Here is a 13631-nt window from a genome sequence, read left to right as displayed (position 1 = left end):
TTAGCAGTTCGCCGTTGCTCTGCCAGCGTAGGGCAGACCACCGGGATGGCATAGCGCCCGGCAATGTGTGACAAAGCCGCGCGCTTGCCGGACAATTCGCGTTTTGCGCTCGGCGCAGCGATGACCAGGAACGGTAATGACGGAAGAGCGTGAGCGCGTAGAACGAATTCTGGCCGAGGTCCACGACGACTTCGGCATGATCCGCGTGCTGGAAGTGGAGGATTACCGCTTTCTGGAGTTTGGCGAGGCCATCGAGCAGAGCTGCACGTTTACGGCTGACCCGAGCTGGCTGGAATACGACTACACCCGCGCGATGCTGATCGGCGCACTGTGTCACGATGCGCCGGACAGCGCGCTGTTTCTGGGGCTGGGTGCGGGTACGCTGACCCAGGCCTGCATGAAGTTCCTGCCGCTTGAAGACGTTGAAGTCATCGAGCTTCGCCCTGATGTGCCGCGCCTGGCCATGGAGTTCATGGGGCTCGATGACGATCCGCGTCTGTATATCCGTATCGGCGATGCGCTGGAGTTGCTGGACAGCGCAGAGCCTGCCGACCTGATCTTTGTCGACCTTTACACCGATGTCGGGCCGGGCGTCGGGCATTTGGCCTGGAATTTTTTGCAGGGCTGCCAGCAACGCCTCAATCCCGGTGGCTGGCTGATCATCAACCAGTGGGCCACCGACGACGGCAAACCGCTGGGTGCGGCCTTGCTGCGGGGGTTGTACCACCGTCATTACTGGGAGCTGCCGGTAAAGGAGGGCAACGTCATTCTGATCGTGCCTGCCGACCTCGATCAGACGCTGGATATCGAGGCACTGAGTTCGCGTGCCGAGGCACTTGCGCCGCATCTGGGGTACTCGCTGGAGTCGTTGATCAGAGCGGTCCGTTCCGCGACCTGAAAGGGCGAAGCATGTGCTGACTGTTCTGAAATCAGGGGTGAGACAATTCGCCACACCCCGCAGGTCGGGATGCCGGCCATCCGCAAGAGCAGATTAAACGTTTAAGCGGCAACGCCCGCAATCTCGGGCCCGCGCCCTTGTCGGCCAGCCCTCTGCCCGGACCAAGGGCCTTGGGTTGCTCAAGGATGGCGCAATGTTTCGCAAAAAAAGACTCACTAAGGTGCGTATTTCCGGTATAGTGCGCGCCGGCCTTAACAGGGCCCTCGTCAAGGTATTGCAGTACCCCGAAGCCAGCTTCGGTTGCTTGTTCGCACAACGGACTAGCCTGGACGATCCATTCATCAAACGTTTTCGCAAATCCCCGCCGACAAAGCAGCCAGGGTGACCTCAAGGTCGTACACGGCACGCGCAGCTTTGAAGCATGGGTCTTTGCGGATGCACTAGAGGCAGACCCATGACCCAGGAAATCGGCGGCTTCGCCGCTCTCGAACTTCATCCAAATATCGTTGCAGCAGTCGTCGCCACTGGCTACGAAGAGCCTTCGGCCATTCAGCAGCAATCGATCCCGATTATTCTCGCCGGTCACGACATGATTGGTCAGGCGCAAACCGGTACGGGTAAAACCGCCGCGTTCGCACTGCCTATCCTGCATCGCATCGACCCGAGCAAGCGCGAGCCGCAAGCACTGATCCTGGCCCCGACCCGCGAACTGGCACTTCAGGTTGCCACCGCGTTCGAGACCTACGCAAAACAAATGCCGGGCGTGACCGTTGTAGCGGTCTACGGCGGCGCGCCAATGGGCCCGCAGCTCAAGGCTATCCGCAACGGCGCACAAATCGTTGTCGCCACCCCGGGCCGTCTCTGCGACCACCTGCGTCGTGACGAGAAAGTCCTGGCAACCGTGAACCATCTGGTTCTCGATGAAGCAGACGAAATGCTCAAGCTGGGCTTCATGGACGACCTCGAAGTCATCTTCAAGGCCATGCCTGAAACCCGCCAGACCGTACTGTTCTCGGCAACGCTGCCACAGTCGATCCGTGCCATCGCCGAGCGCCATCTGCGTGATCCGAAGCACGTCAAGATCCAGACCAAGACCCAGACCGTTACCGCGATCGAGCAGGCTCATCTGCTGGTTCACGCTGACCAGAAGACCTCGGCTGTACTGAGCCTGCTGGAAGTCGAAGACTTCGACGCCCTGATCATGTTCGTCCGCACCAAGCAGGCGACCCTGGACCTGGCAAGCGCCCTTGAAGCCAAAGGCTACAAGGCTGCTGCACTGAACGGTGACATCGCTCAGAACCAGCGCGAGCGCGTTATCGATTCCCTCAAGGATGGCCGTCTGGACATCGTTGTAGCGACCGACGTTGCTGCCCGTGGTCTTGACGTTCCGCGTATCACCCACGTATTCAACGTGGACATGCCGTACGATCCAGAGTCCTACGTTCACCGTATCGGCCGTACCGGTCGTGCCGGTCGCGAAGGTCGCGCACTGCTGCTGGTGACGCCTCGTGAGCGCCGCATGCTGCAAGTGATCGAGCGTGTTACCGGTCAGAAGGTTGCGGAAGTCCGCCTGCCGGATGCCCAGGCCGTTCTGGATGCCCGCATCAAGAAACTGACCAACAGCCTGTCGCCACTGGTCGCTGATGCCGAATCGACTCACGGTGATCTGCTGGATCGTCTGACTGCCGACATCGGCTGCAGCCCTCGTGCCCTTGCCGCTGCACTGCTGCGCAAGGCTACCAACGGTCAGGCACTGACCCTGGCAGCCATCGAGCGCGAGCGTCCACTGGTTCCGAACAACGCCCCGCGCGGTGATCGTCCAGAGCGCAGCAGCGACCGTGGTGATCGTCCTGAGCGTGAGCGTCGTGCGCCGGTTCCATTGGCCGAAGGCCGTGCTCGTTGCCGTACCGCGCTGGGTGCGCGTGATGGTATCGCTGCCAAGAACCTGCTGGGTGCCATCCTCAACGAAGGCGGCCTGGCCCGCGAAGCTATCGGCCGCATCCAGGTGCGTGACAGCTTCAGCCTGGTCGAGCTGCCGGAAGATGGTCTTGAGCGTCTGCTGACCAAGCTCAAGGACACCCGTGTTGCTGGCAAGCAGCTCAAGCTGCGTCGCTATCGCGAAGACTGATCGGCTTCTGAGCTGATAGGTCAATAAAAAATCCCCGACTGGTTCGGGGATTTTTTTGCGCTGAATTAAGGCGACTCGGCGTTTTCGGATTCAGCCGAACCGATAGATATCCATTCCGAGCGCACCCATGGTGAAGCCTTGATGGGCAACACTGAATGCTCCGCCTGCGCCCCGTGCGAAATACAGCGGCAGCAAATGCTCGTCACTCGGGTGCGCTCGCATCGCATGGGGGGCGAGACTGCGGTAGTGGTGCAGTGCGGCGTCATCGTCGTTTTGCAGCTTGTCGATCATCCAGTCACGAAAAGTCACAGCCCATGGCTCTGCGCTTCCGGGGCCGGCGTTCCAGTCCAGATCGCGCAGGTTATGCGTGATGCTGCCAGAGCCGATAATCAATACACCCTGTTCGCGCAGGCTGGCCAGCGCGCGGCCTACCCGTGTCTGGAGCTCGGGCCCCTGAAGGCTAGGCAGTGAGATCTGCACCACCGGAATATCGGCGTTCGGGTACATCAACGACAATGGCACCCAAACGCCGTGGTCGAACGGTCGTCTGCTGTCGATGCGTGCGGGCAGATCGCTGGCGGCCAGCAGCTCGACTATTGTGCGGCTCAGTTCAGGCAGACCTTTCGCCGGGTATTGCACCGCAAACAATTCAGCTGCAAAACCGCCGAAATCATGCCAGGTCTCGGGTTGTGGGTTGCCGTTGACGATCAGTTCGTGGCTTTCCCAGTGTGCAGACACCACTACGATGGCGCGAGGCCTGGGCAAGCTGGCGGCCAATCGCGTCAGGGCGGGGCCACTCTCGCCGGGCTCCAGCGCGAGCATGGGGGAGCCATGGGAAATAAACAGGCTTGGGAACATTTAACGCTCCAGAATATGAGAATGCCCCATAGTCGTTCATTCTCATGATCTAAATCTAATATAAGTTATGGCGCTTTTTGATCGAATTTTCAGGAGGTTTCATGCAGGCGGATTTTTGGCTGCAGCGCTGGCAGGCAGGACAGATTGGCTTTCATCAGGCGCAGGTCAATCAGGACCTGCGACAGCATTGGCCTCATTTGAGACTTGAGCCTGGGGCTCGGGTTCTGGTGCCGTTGTGCGGCAAAAGCCTGGATATGAACTGGTTGATAGAGCAAGGTTGCTACGTAGTCGGCGCAGAGCTTTCCGAGGCAGCGGTAGCAGGCTATTTCAATGAGCGCGGTGTGCAACCGCAAATCACGCGCAAGGGCGACTTAAGCGTCTATGCAGCGCCGGGCATCGAAATCTGGTGCGGCGATTTTTTCGCCCTGACGGCGCACGATATTGGTCACTGCACAGCCTTTTATGACCGTGCCGCCTTGATTGCCTTGCCTGCGGACATGCGCGAGCGCTATGTGCAGCAGCTTGAAGCGTTGATGCCTCAGGCATGCAGTGGCCTGCTGGTCACCCTTGAATACGACCAAAACCTGCTCGAAGGCCCGCCATTCTCCGTGCCGCACACGTGGCTGAAGGCGTTTGTATCCGGAAGCTGGGAAATCACGAAGGTCAGCGAGCAAGATGCGCTACACAGCAGTCCCAAGGCGTTGAGGGCCGGATTGGAGCGCATGGATGAGCACGTTTATAGGTTGGAGCGTCAATCGCGCTGAGTTGGGCCTGAATCCTTCTCCGATCGCAGAACCGTTTGGCGCAGAACGTCACGAACTGCATTCCTATGTGGAGCGTGAGCAACGAGAGGTGTCCGGTAGAACACCTCTCATTGCTGTGCGCGGAGCGAAAGCTATCGCGTTGGTAGGATCAACCGCGGCGGCGCAGGGCCTCGATGCGTTGCTCCAGTGGCGGGTGGCTCATGAACAGCCCTGCCAGGCCTTTCTTCAGACCGGCGTTGATACCGAACGCCGTCAGACTGTCAGGCATGTTCACCGGTACGCCCTGTTCGGAACGCAGGCGTTGCAGCGCACCGATCATCGCGTCCGTACCGGCCAGTCGGGCACCTGCGTCGTCAGCGCGGAATTCGCGTTTGCGCGAGAACCACATGACGATGGCGCTGGCCAGAAAGCCCAATACCAGCTCGGCGAAAATCGTCGTGATGTAGTAGGCAATGCCCTGACCGTTCTCGGTCTTGAAGATCACCTTGTCGACGAAGTTGCCGATGATGCGGGCAAAGAACATCACAAACGTGTTCACCACACCCTGCACCAGCGCCAGTGTGACCATGTCGCCGTTGGCAACGTGGCCGATTTCGTGCGCCAGTACGGCTTTCACCTCATCCGGCGAGAACCGCTCGAGCAGGCCCTGGCTTACCGCAACCAGTGCATCGTTCTTGTTCCAGCCCGTGGCGAATGCGTTGGCTTCATACGCCGGGAAAATACCGACTTCCGGCATCTTGATGCCCGCATCGCGGGACAGTTGTTCAACGGTCTGCAGCAACCATTGCTCATGGCGGGTGCGAGGCTGACTGATGATCTGAGTGCCGGTACTCATTTTCGCCATCCACTTGGAGATGAACAGCGAGAACAACGAGCCCGCGAAACCGAACACAGCGCAGAAAACCAGCAGCTGATTGAGGTTCAGATCAACCCCGTTGGCCGCCATGAACCCATTGAAGCCAAAAAGGCTCAGGGTGATGCTGGCAATCAGCACGACCGCAAGGTTAGTGGCCAAAAACAGCAAAATGCGCATCATGGTCGAAACGTTCTCCTCAGGTAAATATGTAACTCGATGCCGGGTATATAAGGTGATGCCCGCTGCTATTCAACAGAGGGACTATTTCAAACTGTGTCCTATTCACGCAATCGATGGTAATCCCGCAAAGCTGAACGGTGCCTGAGCCAGAGTGGTCGATGCCTGAAGGGTTGAGGGCGGGGCGCTCAGGTTGTTTTGGCAGGGCACAAATAAACTGCCCCGAACAGGTCGGGGCAGGGATGCGGCGCGAGAGGGGGCGGTGTCTGTTTACTGACGATAACCCTTCAGGAAGTTACCGATGCGGCCAATGGCCTGCTCCAGCTCATCAACGCGCGGCAAGGTCACGACGCGGAAGTGATCAGGGTAGGGCCAGTTGAACGCCGTGCCTTGAACCACCAACAGTTTTTCCGAGAGCAGCAGATCGAGGACGAACTTCTCGTCGTTGAAGATCGGGCAGACCTTCGGGTCGATACGCGGGAACGCATACAGCGCGCCCATCGGCTTGACGCAGCTGACGCCGGGAATATCGTTGAGCAGCTCCCAGGTGCGGTTGCGTTGCTCCAGCAGACGGCCTGGCGGCAGGATCAGGTCATTGATGCTCTGATAGCCGCCCAGTGCGGTCTGGATGGCGTGCTGGCTCGGCACGTTGGCACACAGGCGCATGTTGGCCAGGATGTCGATGCCCTCGATGTAGCTCTGCGCGTTGTGTTTCGGCCCGGAAATGGCAATCCAGCCGGAGCGGAAGCCAGCGACCCGATACGACTTGGACAAACCGTTGAAGGTCAGGCACAGCAGGTCCGGCGCCAGCGAGGCAGTGCAAATGTGCACGGCGTCGTCGTAGAGGATCTTGTCGTAGATTTCGTCGGAGAACACCACCAGATTATGCTGGCGAGCCAGCTCCAGCATGCCCAGCAATACCTCACGGGAATACACTGCGCCGGTCGGGTTGTTCGGGTTGATGATCACCATGGCCTTGGTGTTCGGCGTGATTTTGGCCTTGATGTCTTCAAGGTCCGGCCACCAGTTGGCCTGCTCGTCGCACAGATAATGCACCGGGCTGCCGCCGGACAGCGCCACTGCTGCGGTCCACAAGGGATAATCGGGTGCCGGAACCAGCACTTCGTCGCCGTTGTTGAGCAACGCCTGCATCGACATCACGATCAGCTCGGACACGCCGTTACCCAGATAGATGTCTTCGATGCCGACGCCTTCGACCTGCTTCTGCTGGTAATACTGCATCACAGCCTTGCGGGCGCTGAACAGGCCTTTGGAGTCGCTGTAGCCCTGGGCAGTCGGCAGGTTGCGGATCACGTCCTGCAGGATTTCGTCCGGCGCCTCGAAACCAAACGGTGCCGGGTTGCCGATGTTCAGCTTGAGGATGCGATGGCCTTCCTCCTCCAGGCGTTTGGCGTGCTTGAGCACCGGCCCGCGAATGTCGTAGCAGACGTTTGCGAGCTTGTTCGATTTGTTGAACTGCATGGTGATGATCCCGAAAATGGACGAGCTGTTGCCGGCTTGCAATGAAGGTCGCAGCACGTTCGCCATGAAAATGGGTTTGTATGCGACAAACGCGGGTGCCAGACTGACGTCTGACCTGGCGCAATCATACGTGCCACCTGATCTGTGGAAAAGGTACAGATCGGGGTTTTTCGAATTCGGAGGTGTACCTGTGGACAAGTTGCAGAAAACGCTTGAAGAGTGGAAAGAGATGCTCGACCCGGCGCAGTATCAGGTTTGCCGCCTGAAAGGCACCGAGCGGCCGTTTTCCGGTAAGTACAACGAGACAAAGACAGAAGGCGTCTACCACTGCATCTGCTGCAATGAGCCGCTGTTCGATTCCACGACCAAGTTCGATTCGGGCTGCGGCTGGCCCAGCTTCTACGCACCGCTGGAAGGCAGCGCGGTGGTCGAAGTGCGCGATGTCAGCCACGGCATGATTCGTACCGAAGTGGTCTGTGCCAAATGCGACGCCCACCTGGGTCATGTGTTTCCCGATGGTCCGCCACCGACCGGGCTGCGTTACTGCATCAACTCGGTATGCCTGGACCTGGTCCCGCGCCAGTAGCCGTGAGATTGCTGTGCCGCTGCGTGCAGCGGCTCCGGGCTTATCGACCCGTATCAATACCGAAAATTGGCGTGCGCCGCGCTTCGTTGCAGGCTAACGTCAGTGCTCACATTCCGATCCAGTCACCGCCTAGCCTTGAGGCCTCTTTTGATGAGTGAAAACCTGCTGAGTATCCCGGTCACTACGATCAAGGGAGAACAGAAAACCCTGGCCGATTACGCTGGCAAGGCGGTGCTGGTGGTCAATACAGCCAGCAAATGCGGCTTCACCCCACAATATAAAGGCCTGGAAAAACTCTGGCTGGACTACAAGGATAAAGGGCTGGTGGTGCTGGGGTTCCCTTGCAATCAGTTCGGCAAGCAGGAGCCGGGTGACGAGAGCGCGATTTCCGGGTTTTGCGAACTGAACTACGGGGTCAGCTTCCCGCTGTTCAAGAAGATCGACGTAAACGGCGCTCAGGCCCATCCCTTGTTCGTTCAACTCAAACAGCAGGCACCGGGGTTGCTGGGGAGCGAGCGAATCAAGTGGAATTTCACCAAGTTCCTGATTGGCAGGGATGGCGCGCTGGTCAAGCGTTTCGCGCCGTTGACCAAGCCCGAGGAACTGACGGGTGAAATCGAAGCGCTGCTGCGCTAAGCCGTTTCAGCGGATGTCAGCGATGGGAATCCACTGGTCCAGAATGCCCGCCAGTTCGGCGCGCCGGAACGGCTTGGCGAGGTAGTCGTTCATGCCTGCCGCCTTGCAGCGCTCTCGCTCATCGGGCATGGCGTTGGCGGTAAGCGCCACGATCGGCAGGTTTGGCCAGCGGCCGCTGCTGCGGATCTGGCGGCTGGCTTCATAGCCGTCCATGACCGGCATGTTGCAGTCCATCAACACCAGGTCAAAGTGGCCTTGCTCCAGTTGTTCCAGGGCCTCGCCGCCGTGACTGCTGATGATCACTTCGCACCCCAGCTTGCCGAGGATGCCCTTGGCCACCAGTTGATTGACTGGGTTGTCTTCCACCAACAGTACTCTGGCCATGCGCTGAGCCGTTTGCTCTGGCGCTTTTGTGTCCCTGACGCCTGTCTCTTCCTGACCGAGTACGCGCCGCAGCGTGTGGTAAAGCGCGTTGCGCGCCAGCGGTCGAGCCTGCTGTTGCAGCGGGGCAAGGGCTGTAACCTGTTCGCCGGGCATGAAATTGCCATAGGCGGTGACCAGCAGGATCGGCACGGGTGTAGTGGGGCGGATCGCAAACAGGCACTCGGGGCAGTCGGTAATGACCAGGTCCGGGCTGCTGTCGAGGTCCACGTCTTCCGGGCGATCATCAATGCTGCGTCGTTTGAGATCGACCCCCCAGGTTGGCAGCAGGTTGCCAAGCAATTCCACCAGGCCGCTGCCGGCCGAGCTGACCACAGTGACCCGGCCCCTGAGCGCGGTCTGAGTGACTGCAGGTACATGCACCGGCAACGGCAATTCGGCGCAGAACTGACTGCCGAAGCCGGACTGCGACTGGATACTCAGCGTGCCATTCATGGCTTCACAGAGATTATTGGTCAACGCCAGACCCAGCCCGGTGCCGCCATACTGCCGAGTGATGGCGGTTTCTGCCTGAGTGAACGGCTGGAAGATTTTCGCCTGGGCGTCCTGCGCAATCCCGATGCCGGTGTCGCGGACTTCGATGCGCACCCGGTTTTCTCCGCTGACGTCCTTATGGTGAGTCAGACGTACATCCACGCGCCCGAAACGGGTGAATTTGAGTGCGTTGGACAGCAGGTTGCTGACGATCTGCCGCACACGGGTCGGGTCGCCGGTAACCATGGCCGGAAAGTCCGGCGCAATCAGGCAGGTCAGCTCTACGCTGGGCGCCGCGTTTTGTGACAGCAGGTTGGCGGTGTCTTCGATCAACACCCCCAGGTCGAAGGGAATGCGCTCGATCTCCAGATGACCGGCATCGAACTTGGACATGTCGAGAATATCGTTGAGCAGTTCGACCAGCACCTTGCCGGAGTCGTGGGCGATCATCAGTTGCTGGCGCTGCTCGGCGCTGAGCGGGCTGTCCAGTGACAGCGCGAGCATGCCCAGCAGGCCGTTGAGCGGCGTGCGGATTTCGTGGCTCATGTGCGCCAGAAACGCCGAGCGCGCATGGGCCATGTCCAGCGCCGTACTGCGTGCTATCTGCAGTTCCTCGTTGGATTCGCGCAGGCGTATGTTGCTGGCCTTGAGCTCATTGGTGCGTGCCGAAACAATGTTTTCCAGCTCGTTGAGATGTTCGGTCAGCCGATCTTCGGCCGCGCGCCGTCTGGAGAACTCGCTGCTCATGGTTTCGAACTGACGATTGAAGGTCGCCACCAATACGCCGATTTCATCCTGCTCATGGTGAGGCGGGCAGGTTATTTTCCCTTGGTCGGGGTTGCGCGGATCGCGACTGCTCAGTTCGCGGATCACCCTTACCAGCGGTTTGGTCAGGGTGGCATAGAACAGAATGGTCAGAATGCCGGCCAGCGCCAGGCTGCGCACGAAGCCGTTGAGCAAAGTGATCTCGGCGCGCTGCAGAAAGTGGCTGCCGAACGCGAAGGTGTCCACGGTCAGGTACAGTGTGCCGATGGTTTCATCCGGCAAATGGTTGAGGTGCAGTTTTTCCTGAAACTGGCGGCTTTCACCGAACAGCCAATCGCTGAACACCCGATAGCGCCCTGTCGCCATGGGGCGTTCGACGCTTGCGAGCACGGCGTCATTGTTATCGGTCAGTCTGGCGCTGACCACGGCAGGGGAGCGCAGCAGCCCGAGTGTCAGCTCCTGAGCCAGCTCCGAGTCGATGTTGTAGGCAATGCGCGATGCCGGGTTCTGGATGATTTCCAGCAGTGATTTGATTTCGCGATTGATGGACGCGTCTTCGCTGGCATAATCGATTGCAATCTGGAACAGGCTCAGCAAGGTGCCCAGCGCGAAGCCGATCAATACAGCCAGGCGCGCCTGCTTGAACGAAAGCCTGTTTTTGAGCGATATATCCATGAGTACTTACTGCCACTTCTGGTTGGCCAAGCATAGCTGATAGGCACTGCTGACCAATCAGTTAAATATAAGGAGATCCCGTGGATTCTCGGTTGGATGCTTTTCTGCAACGCGCCGATGCCGTGCTGGCCCGGCTGGAACCGCTGTTGCCAGCCGTGCGCGAGCCGGTCGACTGGTCACAGACGCTTGCCGCGCGCTGGGTGCAAGAGGGCCGTAGCGGCTACCTGATGCCGTTGCAGGTGAGCCTGGATACGCGCCTGACCGATCTGATCGGCGTCGACCTGCAGCGCGACCAGTTGGGGCGCAATACACGTCAGTTCATCGATGGCCTGCCTGCCAACCATGCCTTGCTCTGGGGTTCTCGCGGCACCGGCAAGTCGTCCCTGATCCGCGCTCTGCTGGCCGAGCACGCTTCGGCCGGTTTGCGCCTGATCGAGATCGAGCGCAATCACCTGGGCGACTTGCCCCGCGTGGTCGAGCAATTGCACAAGCTGACGCAACGTTTCGTACTGTTTTGCGATGACCTGTCGTTCGAGTCGGGTGAAGGTGACTATCGCGTGCTGAAAAGCGTGCTTGACGGCTCGCTGGAGCAGGCGCCGGATAACGTGTTGCTGTATGCCACCTCCAATCGCCGCCATCTGGTGCCCGAGAAGGAAAGCGACAACGTTGACTGGAAGCACGTCGACGGCGAGCTGCACCCCAGCGAAGCCGTGGAAGACAAGATCGCATTGTCTGACCGCTTCGGCCTGTGGCTGTCGTTTTATCCGTTTACCCAGGAACATTACCTGAACGTGGTCGAGCACTGGATCACGCAACTGGCAGACAAGGCCGGCTTGCAATGGCAGCGCGACGAAAGCCTGGAAAAGGCCGCGATTCGCTGGGCGACCGCGCGTGGCAATCGCAATGGCCGCTGCGCGTATCAATTTGCACGTTACTGGGTAGGACTTGAATTGTTGGAGCAACACACATGATCGATTTGCAAAACACCGGTGCCGGCCTCAATGGCTACGGTCTGCTGGCCGCCCAGCTTGAGGCATTGCTGGCAGACGAGCGCGACTTCATCGCCAATGCGGCGCAGTTCTCGGCATTCCTCTATACGCAGATCGACGATCTGAACTGGGCGGGTTTTTACCTCAATCGCAACGAAGAGTTGGTGCTGGGTCCGTTTCAGGGGCAGATTGCGTGCGTACGCATTCCCTTTGGTCGCGGCGTTTGCGGGGCGGCGGCGCAGAGTCGGCAAACCCAGCGTGTTCAGGACGTTCACGAGTTTCCCGGGCACATCGCCTGCGACAGCGCATCGAACAGCGAGCTGGTGGTGCCGTTGATCAAGGACGGGCGTCTGATCGGCGTGCTGGACCTGGACAGTCCGAGTGTGGGGCGTTTCAACGAGGTGGATCAGGCGGGGATCGAACGTCTGGCGGCTATCTTTCTGGCATCGACCGACTGTTGAGCCGCTCGACCTGCCGCTGTCCGGAGCATAGGTCCGGCAGCGGCGGGGCAGTCATCAATCGTAGATGACTTTCTTCTTCCATTCGGATTCGGTTTCGTCTGCCTTCAGGCCTTCGGTCAGCGCGTTGTCGTCGTCTTCGGATGGCGCGGTATTGGTCAGTACCATCGAGTTGGCGCGGGCCAGTTGTTTTTCCATCGCCAGCAACTGCTGTTGGTACGTCACCGGGTCCGGCTGGTTGCGCAAATACTGCACGCCGCGTTCGAACGCCAGACGAGCCTGGCCCGGCTGGTCCTGACTGAGGGCCATCTGACCGAGGTTATTGAAGAACTCGATGTGCAGCGTGACCAGAATCGTGCGGATTTCGCGGATCCAGTGTTTGGCTTCGCTGGTTTGCAGAAAGCCGTCATGCGCAGCGCGGGTCACCTGACCATGCAGGGCTTCCAGAAGGAAACGCACGTCCTTGGCCTTGGCTTCGGTCTGGATCGGCGTGACCGGGTTGGGGATGTCGATGCGTTCGCCCTTGCCGATCTGCTCTTCCAGCTCGCCGATGCGGTGCTTGAGTTGAGCGTTACCCTTGTCCAGGCTGAGCATGCGCTGCACGACGTTCAGTTCCAGACGCGTAAGCAGCAGCTTCAAGGCTGGCGACATCAACTGGCCGGGGAATACTTCGGTGATTTCGCTGCAGCGACGCAAGCGATCACTGAGTTCGACCTTGGTGCGGGCCTTCTCCAGTTTGCCGTTTTCAGCGACGTGATTCAGGTAGCCGATCGCGATGAGCAGAGCGATACCTGCTACTACCATCAGCGTGATCATGAGTGGAGTCACTGTGCAAACCTCATTTGTTCAATTAGTTTTAGTGCGAGTGTAGTGGCTAAGCACTACTGCGCATAGATGTCCCTCCTGGAGTTTGTCGGCATCTCTTCTATATAGATTAGGCAGCTGAATGATTGGCGACAGTCGGTCAGCGTCCGAACGGCATCGAAGTTATTGATTTCAATAAATTTTCACATGGGGGTTGACGACCCCTCAATCCATCCATAGAATGCGCGCCACTTACAGCGTAAAGCACACAGCGTAGCGCAAATAAGTAGTGAATGTTGTACGTGTGTCCCCTTCGTCTAGTGGCCTAGGACACCGCCCTTTCACGGCGGTAACAGGGGTTCGAGTCCCCTAGGGGACGCCATTATTGCGGGAATAGCTCAGTTGGTAGAGCACGACCTTGCCAAGGTCGGGGTCGCGAGTTCGAGTCTCGTTTCCCGCTCCAATTTTAAGCAGCTTTGCCTCCGGGCAGGGTTGAGTGAAACCAGAACACATCTTCGGATGATGTCTGGAACTGAAACACACACCATTGTGTTTCAGGCAGTGTCCCCTTCGTCTAGTGGCCTAGGACACCGCCCTTTCACGGCGGTAACAGGGGTTCGAGTCCCCTAGGGGACGCCAT

General features: G+C 59.1%; 12 protein-coding genes and 3 tRNA genes. 10 read left to right on the top strand and 5 right to left on the bottom strand.

Annotated features, from left to right (window positions below; all coding sequences use genetic code 11):
- Positions 1-136 precede the first annotated feature (136 nt).
- A complete protein-coding gene (locus AO068_RS11190; protein ID WP_002554539.1) occupies positions 137-898 on the top strand; it encodes a spermidine synthase in 762 nt (253 codons plus the stop codon).
- Between the two features lie 421 nt (positions 899-1319).
- A complete protein-coding gene (locus AO068_RS11180; protein WP_177342374.1) occupies positions 1320-3026 on the top strand; it encodes a DEAD/DEAH box helicase in 1707 nt (568 codons plus the stop codon).
- A gap of 90 nt (positions 3027-3116) precedes the next feature.
- Here AO068_RS11180 and AO068_RS11175 read toward each other — a convergent pair whose 3' ends face one another.
- Positions 3117-3884, bottom strand: coding sequence for a DODA-type extradiol aromatic ring-opening family dioxygenase (locus tag AO068_RS11175; RefSeq protein WP_058401286.1), 768 nt, complete (start codon positions 3882-3884; stop codon positions 3117-3119).
- A gap of 101 nt (positions 3885-3985) precedes the next feature.
- On the opposite strand from AO068_RS11175, the gene AO068_RS11170 reads away from it, so the two are divergent.
- Entirely contained in the window at positions 3986-4648 is a 663-nt protein-coding gene (locus tag AO068_RS11170; RefSeq protein ID WP_058408386.1) for a thiopurine S-methyltransferase, read from the top strand.
- 148 nt (positions 4649-4796) lie between these two features.
- Here the strand turns inward: AO068_RS11170 and htpX are convergent, their stop codons facing one another.
- Both htpX and AO068_RS11160 read right to left on the bottom strand, forming a co-directional pair.
- Positions 4797-5684, bottom strand: coding sequence for a protease HtpX (htpX, locus tag AO068_RS11165; protein WP_003418061.1), 888 nt, complete (start codon positions 5682-5684; stop codon positions 4797-4799).
- A 267-nt stretch (positions 5685-5951) separates the two neighbouring features.
- A complete protein-coding gene (locus AO068_RS11160) occupies positions 5952-7163 on the bottom strand; it encodes a pyridoxal phosphate-dependent aminotransferase (protein WP_004657364.1) in 1212 nt (403 codons plus the stop codon).
- Between the two features lie 190 nt (positions 7164-7353).
- On the opposite strand from AO068_RS11160, the gene msrB reads away from it, so the two are divergent.
- Together msrB and AO068_RS11150 are read left to right on the top strand one after the other, a co-directional pair.
- The gene (gene msrB / locus AO068_RS11155) at positions 7354-7749 is read left to right on the top strand and encodes a peptide-methionine (R)-S-oxide reductase MsrB (RefSeq protein WP_002554534.1); all 396 of its coding nucleotides are present in this window, start codon (positions 7354-7356) and stop codon (positions 7747-7749) included.
- Positions 7750-7899: 150 nt separating this feature from the next.
- A complete protein-coding gene (locus AO068_RS11150) occupies positions 7900-8385 on the top strand; it encodes a glutathione peroxidase (RefSeq protein ID WP_058408385.1) in 486 nt (161 codons plus the stop codon).
- Positions 8386-8391: 6 nt separating this feature from the next.
- Here AO068_RS11150 and AO068_RS11145 read toward each other — a convergent pair whose 3' ends face one another.
- Positions 8392-10740: a hybrid sensor histidine kinase/response regulator gene (locus tag AO068_RS11145; protein WP_058408384.1), complete on the bottom strand. Its 2349-nt coding sequence runs from the start codon at positions 10738-10740 to the stop codon at positions 8392-8394.
- A gap of 80 nt (positions 10741-10820) precedes the next feature.
- Between AO068_RS11145 and AO068_RS11140 the strand changes: the two genes are divergently transcribed.
- A complete protein-coding gene (locus AO068_RS11140) occupies positions 10821-11711 on the top strand; it encodes an ATP-binding protein (protein WP_058401290.1) in 891 nt (296 codons plus the stop codon).
- Entirely contained in the window at positions 11708-12190 is a 483-nt protein-coding gene (locus AO068_RS11135) for a GAF domain-containing protein (protein ID WP_004657375.1), read from the top strand. Before AO068_RS11140 ends, AO068_RS11135 begins: the two co-directional genes overlap by 4 nt.
- Before the next feature lie 54 nt (positions 12191-12244).
- On the opposite strand, the gene AO068_RS11130 is transcribed toward AO068_RS11135, so the two are convergent.
- On the bottom strand, positions 12245-13003 hold the full coding sequence (locus AO068_RS11130) for a hypothetical protein (protein ID WP_058401291.1): 759 nt from the start codon (positions 13001-13003) through the stop codon (positions 12245-12247).
- A gap of 294 nt (positions 13004-13297) precedes the next feature.
- Between AO068_RS11130 and AO068_RS11125 the strand changes: the two genes are divergently transcribed.
- The 3 genes from AO068_RS11125 to AO068_RS11115 all read left to right on the top strand — a co-directional run bounded on the left by AO068_RS11125 (position 13298) and on the right by AO068_RS11115 (position 13630).
- Positions 13298-13373 (top strand) — tRNA-Glu (locus AO068_RS11125).
- A 5-nt stretch (positions 13374-13378) separates the two neighbouring features.
- Positions 13379-13454: transfer RNA gene (locus AO068_RS11120), tRNA-Gly, on the top strand.
- Positions 13455-13554: 100 nt separating this feature from the next.
- A tRNA-Glu gene (locus AO068_RS11115) sits at positions 13555-13630 on the top strand.
- Position 13631: the final 1 nt, after the last annotated feature.

It is taken from the genome of Pseudomonas sp. ICMP 3272 (genome assembly GCF_001466905.1).
Lineage (GTDB): Bacteria > Pseudomonadota > Gammaproteobacteria > Pseudomonadales > Pseudomonadaceae > Aquipseudomonas > Aquipseudomonas amygdali.
Note: the sequence above shows the minus strand (reverse complement) of the source record. Positions and strands in the feature narration are given on the sequence as shown.